General features: G+C 73.1%; 6 protein-coding genes. 2 read left to right on the top strand and 4 right to left on the bottom strand.

Translation table 11 applies throughout. The features are described 5' to 3' along the window. Window positions 1-122 precede the first annotated feature (122 nt). From Q0195_RS10650 to Q0195_RS10640, 3 genes are all read right to left on the bottom strand, one after another. Window positions 123-1304, bottom strand: a complete 1182-nt coding sequence (locus tag Q0195_RS10650; RefSeq protein WP_299278154.1) for a DNA recombination protein RmuC — start codon at window positions 1302-1304, stop codon at window positions 123-125. Window positions 1305-1377: 73 nt separating this feature from the next. Further along, window positions 1378-1959, bottom strand: a complete 582-nt coding sequence (locus tag Q0195_RS10645) for a PH domain-containing protein (RefSeq protein ID WP_299278151.1) — start codon at window positions 1957-1959, stop codon at window positions 1378-1380. Between the two features lie 31 nt (window positions 1960-1990). Continuing rightward, a complete protein-coding gene (locus Q0195_RS10640; RefSeq protein WP_299278148.1) occupies window positions 1991-2332 on the bottom strand; it encodes a cupin in 342 nt (113 codons plus the stop codon). A gap of 303 nt (window positions 2333-2635) precedes the next feature. Here Q0195_RS10640 and ychF point away from each other — a divergent pair, with 303 nt between their 5' ends. Then, window positions 2636-3721, top strand: coding sequence for a redox-regulated ATPase YchF (gene ychF, locus Q0195_RS10635; protein ID WP_299278146.1), 1086 nt, complete (start codon window positions 2636-2638; stop codon window positions 3719-3721). 75 nt (window positions 3722-3796) lie between these two features. Here ychF and Q0195_RS10630 read toward each other — a convergent pair whose 3' ends face one another. After that, the gene (locus Q0195_RS10630) at window positions 3797-4753 is read right to left on the bottom strand and encodes a trypsin-like peptidase domain-containing protein (protein WP_299278144.1); all 957 of its coding nucleotides are present in this window, start codon (window positions 4751-4753) and stop codon (window positions 3797-3799) included. A 756-nt stretch (window positions 4754-5509) separates the two neighbouring features. Between Q0195_RS10630 and Q0195_RS10625 the strand changes: the two genes are divergently transcribed. Further along, entirely contained in the window at window positions 5510-6373 is an 864-nt protein-coding gene (locus Q0195_RS10625) for an AraC family transcriptional regulator (protein ID WP_299278141.1), read from the top strand. Window positions 6374-6426 lie beyond the last annotated feature (53 nt).

The following is a 6426-nucleotide window of genomic DNA, read 5'->3' as shown; positions in this document are numbered from 1 at the left end:
GTTCCTCCCCAAGGCCTGCCGTGTTCTTCTCCCTAGGGCCCGCCGGAGTCCTTTCCCTGGGCCCAGTCGCGTTTCTTCTCCCTGGCCCCCGTCGCGTGCTCCTCCCTGGGGACCGCCAGGCCTCAGGCGATCCGGTCCGTGGTGAGCTCCGGTGCGGTGAACCGGCGGACCTGGCCCCGTTCACCGTCGACCTCGCGCACCTCCAGCGCGCCGTGGTCGAGCCCGTCGAAGCCGCGTGCCGTGACCAGCAGGCGGGACTCCACCGAGCCGACGAGCCGGTTGTAGTGCTGCACTGCGCTCTCCAGCGTGCGGCCGAGCTGGCCGATGTGCCCGGCCACCGTGCCGAGCCGCTCGTACAGGGTGCGGCCCAGGTCGAGCAGCCGACGGGCGTCCTCGGTGACCGACGCCGAGGCCCAGATCGTCGCTGTCGTGCGCAGCAGCGCGAGCAGCGACGCCGGGGCGGTGGGGGCCACCCCCTGCTGCAGGGCGTGCTCGAGCAGGGTGGGGTCGGCCTCCAGGGCCGCGGCGAGGAGCCCCTCGGAAGGCACGAACATGACGACGAGCTCGGGGGTGCCGCTCAGCTGCTCGTGGTAGCGCCGGGCGGCCAGGGCGTCGACGTGCCCGCGCAGCGCCTTGGCGTGGGCGGCGAGCAGGCGCTCGCGGCGGTCGGCCTCGGCGGGGTCGTCCAGCGCGGTGATGGCGTTCGCCTCGAGGTAGGCGTCGAACGGCACCTTGGCGTCGATGACGATGAACCGGTCCTCCGGGAGGCGCACGACGACGTCCGGGCGGCCCTGCCCGGCACCGGCCCGGGAACCGGGCAGCGAGGCGAGCGTGGGCTGCTCGAGGAAGTCGACGTGGCGCAGCATCCCGGAGGCCTCGAGCACCCGGCGCAGCTGGACCTCGCCCCAGTGCCCGCGCGCGCTGCCCGAGCGGAGCGCCCCGGCGAGGCTCGCCGTCGTGGCCCGCAGCTCGGCGTCGGTGCGCTGGGCGGCGTGGAGCCGCTCGGCCAGCACGGTGAACTGCTCGGTGCGCTCCCGCTCCAGCTGGGCGACGTGCTCCCCGACCTGAGCCAGCGTGGTGCGCACCGGGGCGAGGGCGCGCAGGACGTCGTGGTCGCGCTCGGCCCGCTCCTTGAGGTCGGCGCACTCCGCGGCCAACGCCTCGGCCCGCGCCCGGGCGGCCGCGGCCTCCTCCCGCGCCCGGGAGGCCACGCCCGCCGCGCGTGCCCGGCCCAGGACGAGCCCGAGCACCACGCCCACGGCGAGCGCCGAGAGGACCAGCAGGACCGCCGTCGTCGTCTCCATGGCCCCAGCGTCGCAGCGACCACCGACATCGCCGCCCGCGCGCGCCGGGTGGCCGGCGATCCGGGCGTCCCGCTCAGCGGAGCAGGGTGAGGGCGACCAGCGCGGCCGAGACGAGGAGGAGGGCGGCCGGGAGCGGGTCGAGCCGGTGCTCGGCCCGCGGCGCGGCACCCGCGGCGAGGGCCGCGTCACCCGTTCGGTGCGCCTCGACCAGCGCGGCCGCCACCTCGGGGTCGCCCCCACCGGGCACGACGCGCTCGAGCCGCTCGAGCGGGGGCAGCGAGGGCCACTCCCGGTTGCGGGAGGTCACCCGCCCCACCGCGCTGCGGGCGGGCAGCGCCCAGGCACCGACCGGCCGGTGGTGGGTGGTGAGCTCCAGCCCCCAGCGTGTCCTCGTGCCGGTGATGGCGGCCCACGGCAGCCACGTCGTGCTCAGCACGTTGACCACCCGCACCCCGTCGCGGGTGACCCGCACCTGCGGCCGCCAGAACGCGGCCCAGCCGGCGACGGCGAGGAGCAGCGGGAACGCCCCGAAGGCCACCACCTCCGAAAGGCCGCCGTTGACGGTGAAGGCGACGAGGACGACGCCGGCCACCACCCAGCTGACCACGGCGTAGCTGCGGCCCGTCGGGCCGCGGAAGACGATGGCCGGTTCCACGCGGCTCATCATCGCAGCCGGGGTGGGCGGCTCAGCCGTCCTGGGGTGGCTCGCCCGGCTGGCTCGTCACGGTGGTGAGGAGGAAGACGGAGTCCTCCAGGGCGGTGACGGCGTGGCGCTGGTGCGTCAGGCTGTGCAGCTCTCCGGCGGCGAGCACCGGTTCGTCCTCACCGGTCACGCGGACCCGGCCGACGAGGACCTGGATGCTCGCGGCGTGCGGCGAGTTGTGCTCGGCCAGCTCGGTGCCCTCGCGCAGCGCGAGGATGGACTGGCGCAGCACGCCGTCGCGGACGAGCAGCTCGGCGCTGCGGCCGTGCTCGTCGGCCCGGGCGGCCTGCAGGTGGGAGCTGACGAGCGCGTTGAGGTCGGGCATCGGTCCTCCTTCGGCCGGTGGGTGCCATTACCGTGGCACAGCACCGGCGGCGCCGCTACGGTGCGGCGGGCTGGTGCATGGCGAACAGGGGCATCTGGCCGTACGGGCGTCCGCACCGGCTCCTGCTGCGCCTCCGACTCGGTCGACGCCGCCCTGGGGGTGGACCTGGAGTCCGGCCGCCTCGCCGGGACCGCCGACCCGCGCCGGGAGGCGGACGTCGCCGTGGCGGTGGGCTGAGCGCTCGGGCGCCGGTGAGCAGGGGCACGGCCGCGTCGGCCCGTTCCCGACGTAGACTCGACACCCGTGGCCCTCACCATCGGAATCGCGGGACTGCCGAACGTCGGCAAGTCGACCCTGTTCAACGCCCTGACGCGGGCCAGCGTGCTCGCGGCGAACTACCCGTTCGCGACGATCGAGCCGAACATCGGCGTCGTCCCGCTGCCGGACCCGCGGCTGGAGAAGCTCGCCGAGATCTTCGGCTCGCAGAAGATCCTCCCCGCGACGGTCTCCTTCGTCGACATCGCCGGCATCGTCCGCGGCGCCTCCGAGGGGGAGGGGCTGGGCAACCAGTTCCTCCACAACATCCGTGAGGCCGACGCGATCTGCCTGGTGACGCGCGCCTTCACCGACCCGGACGTCGCGCACGTCGACGGCAAGGTCTCACCGGCCGACGACATCGAGACGATCGTCACCGAGCTGGTGCTGGCCGACATCCAGACCCTGGAGAAGGCCATCCCGCGCCTGGAGAAGGAGGTACGCGGGAAGAAGACCGAGCCCGCCGCCCTCGACACCGCCCGCGGGGCGATGGCGCTCCTCGAGGAGGGCACCGCGGTGTCCGCCGGCGCCGAGCGTGCGGGCCTGGACCCCGAGCACCTCGCCTCCCTGCAGCTGCTCACCGCCAAGCCGTTCATCTACGTCTTCAACACCGACGACGAGGGGCTGGCCGACGAGGCGATGCAGGCCGAGCTGCGTGAGCTCGCCGCCCCGGCGGAGGCGATCTTCCTGGACGCCAAGTTCGAGTCCGAGCTCGTCGAGCTGGAGCCGGAGGAGGCCGCCGAAATGCTCGCCGAGGCCGGGCAGGAGGAGGCCGGGCTGGACAAGCTGGCCCGCGTCGGCTTCGACACCCTCGGTCTGCAGACCTACCTCACCGCCGGCCCGAAGGAGGCCCGCGCCTGGACCATCCCCAAGGGCGCGACCGCCCCGGAGGCCGCGGGCGTCATCCACACCGACTTCCAGCGCGGCTTCATCAAGGCCGAGGTCGTCAGCTTCGACGACCTCGTCGAGGCCGGCTCCATCGCCGAGGCCCGCGCCCGCGGCAAGGTGCGCATGGAGGGCAAGGACTACGTCATGCAGGACGGCGACGTCGTGGAGTTCCGCTTCAACGTGTGAATCGGCGCGTTTGCGCAGTTCAGAGCGGTGCGGTGCGCACGCAGTTCGCACGCAGTCCGCAAGAGAATCTGCCCATCAGGCGCCGGTCAGCTCGCGGGGCAGGGCGATGACGTCGACGAGTGCGCCGTTGCGCCAGACGGTGATCTCCAGCGGGCGGCCGATCGCGCCCTCCACCATGAGGCGCTGGATCGCCGTCGTGGTGGCGATGCGCTCCCCGGCGATCGCCACCACGACGTCGCCCCGCCGCAGGCCCGCCTCCGCGGCGGGGCCGCCGGGAACCACGTCCACAACCTGTAGACCGGTCCGCCGCCCGAGCGACCGGGCGAGGGCGGGAGGCAACGGCGCCTGCGCGCCGACGATGCCGAGGGACGCGCGCCGGACGCGTCCGTGGGTCATCAGCGTGTCGATGATCGCCCGCGTCGTGTCGTTGATCGGCACCGCCAGGCCGAGGCCGACGCCGGCGACCGCAGTGCTCACCCCGACCATGCGCCCAGTGCTGTCGGCCAGGACGCCCCCGCTGTTGCCGGGGTTGAGGGCGGCGTCGGTCTGGATGACCTCGTCGACGACGCGCCCGGAGCGGGTGGGCAGCGATCGTCCGAGCGCAGAGACGACGCCTGCGGTGACGGTGCCCGCCAGCCCCAGCGGGCTGCCGAGTGCGACGACGAGCTGCCCGACGCGCAGTCGGGACGCGTCGCCGAGGGTCACGGGATTCGGCGCGCCGCCGCGCGTCAGCAGCACCGCGAGGTCCGACAGCGAGTCACGTCCGACGACGTCGGCGGTCGCCTCGGTGCCGTCGGTGAAGGTGGCCCGAACCGTCTCGGCGCCCTCCACGACGTGCGCGCTCGTGAGTAGGTACCCGTCTGAGGTCAGGACGCTGGCGCTGCCGGCCCCGGAGCCTCGCGCCGTCCGCACCAGCAGGCTGGCCACACTGGGCAGGACCGTCTCCGCGACGCGTACGACAGCAGCGGAATACGCGTCGAGCAGTCCGGTGTCATCGGGCTCGACATCAGGGGCCGCGGCGTCGTCGACCATGACGGGGCAACAACGCCGGAGCGCCGGATATGCCTTGACGCCCCTTACGCCCCCGTGCCGTGCCGTGCGTGTCCGACAGGCGGTCGCCCATACTCACTGGCGTCCTGACAGCGGCACAGATGCGGGCGTAGCCGCCCGCAGTGCGGCAGGTTCGGGTGAGCGTAGCCGCCTCGCCGCGGCAGTGAGCGCGGGTCCACGGGCGAGGGCCGGACCGGCGATCTGGGGCGCGCGGTTGGTCACGAACCCGACAACGAGCGCGGTGATGATCACCGGGACACCCAGAAGCCGGTCACCTGCAGCGCCGTAGAGACCGGGACTGCAATGACGCGTGTGGGTCGACGTACATCTTCGTGGGGATCTGCAGCACCCGGCCTCCCCCCCTTGGCGGGACAAGACACGGTGTCTGGTGGAGTGCTTCTCGAATCGCAGTCGTGTACTGACGCTGTGTGACTGCTTCCCCTCGCATCCAGAAACGGACGGAGAAGGCCGCTCGACCGCCGGAGGTCGAGCGCGTATCCCCGGCTCGGCGCGGTGCGCGTGGACGTGACGGTCCGGGACGCGAACACTGCCGGACGGCGCTCACGCGGACGATGGACGACACGCCGCAGAACAGCTGGATCCTCGGGGGAGACCAGCTTTGGGACGGTGGCGACTACCGCTCAAGGCCCCTTCCCGGAGAGCCACTGACCGAACCTGGCCAGGATTGTCGGGACGACGATGGCGGGGCCCGGACACGATGGGTCCGGAAGGAGGCCCATGATCGGCACACTCAACGCCCTCGTCGAGCTCGTCGAGAACCGCCACGACGAGCCGGTCGACGTGGCACGGCTCGCGCGCGAGCACGGCACCACCGAGTACCACCTGCGCCGGATGTTCTCCACCCTGGCGGGTCTGCCGCTGTCGGAGTACGTGCGTCGTCGCCGGATGACGCTCGCCGCCGCGGACCTCGTGCGCGGCGGCTCCACCCTCCTGGACGTCGCGGTGCGCTACGGCTATGGCTCGGTCGAGGCTTTCGGGCGGGCGTTCCGGTCGGTCCACGGGACCGGCCCGGCAGAGGTGAGCCGCCGTGGTGGGCCACTCAGTACCCAACCCATGCTCAGGTTCCGCCTGAGCGTCGAAGGGAGCACCCCGATGGACGTCACCATCACCGACCGTCCCGACCTCGTCCTCGTCGGTCACGCGGCCCAGGTGCCGCTGATCCACCAGGGCGTCAACCCGCACATCCAGGAGCACGTTGCGTCCATCCCGCCGGAGGAGCACACGCGGCTCAAGGCACTGAGCGACACCGAGCCGTCCGGCATCCTCGCCGTCACGGCAGGGCTCGAACCGGACGCACCGGAGGGCGCGATGCTCACCTATCTCCACGGCGTCGCGCGCAATGCCGGCTCCGCAGTCCCCGACGACCTCCACTCCATCCCGGTCGATGCCGGCACATGGGCCGTCTTCCACTCGAGCGGTCCCTTCCCGGACGCGCTGCAGGAGACGTGGGCGGCGACGGCGACGGACTGGTTTCCCTCCAACCCGTGGCGGCTGCGCCCAGGACCCACGATCCTGAGGTACCTCGAGCTCACCGAGACCACCGCGACGTGTGAGATCTGGATGCCCGTGGAATCGGCGTAGTCGCACCCGACCCAGCTCGCTCCACCCGGCCGACCCACCGATACCTCCACCGA

It is taken from the genome of uncultured Georgenia sp. (assembly GCF_937958535.1).
GTDB lineage: Bacteria > Actinomycetota > Actinomycetes > Actinomycetales > Actinomycetaceae > Oceanitalea.
The sequence above is the reverse complement of the archived record's forward strand: the minus strand, read 5'-3'. Positions and strand labels throughout refer to the sequence as shown.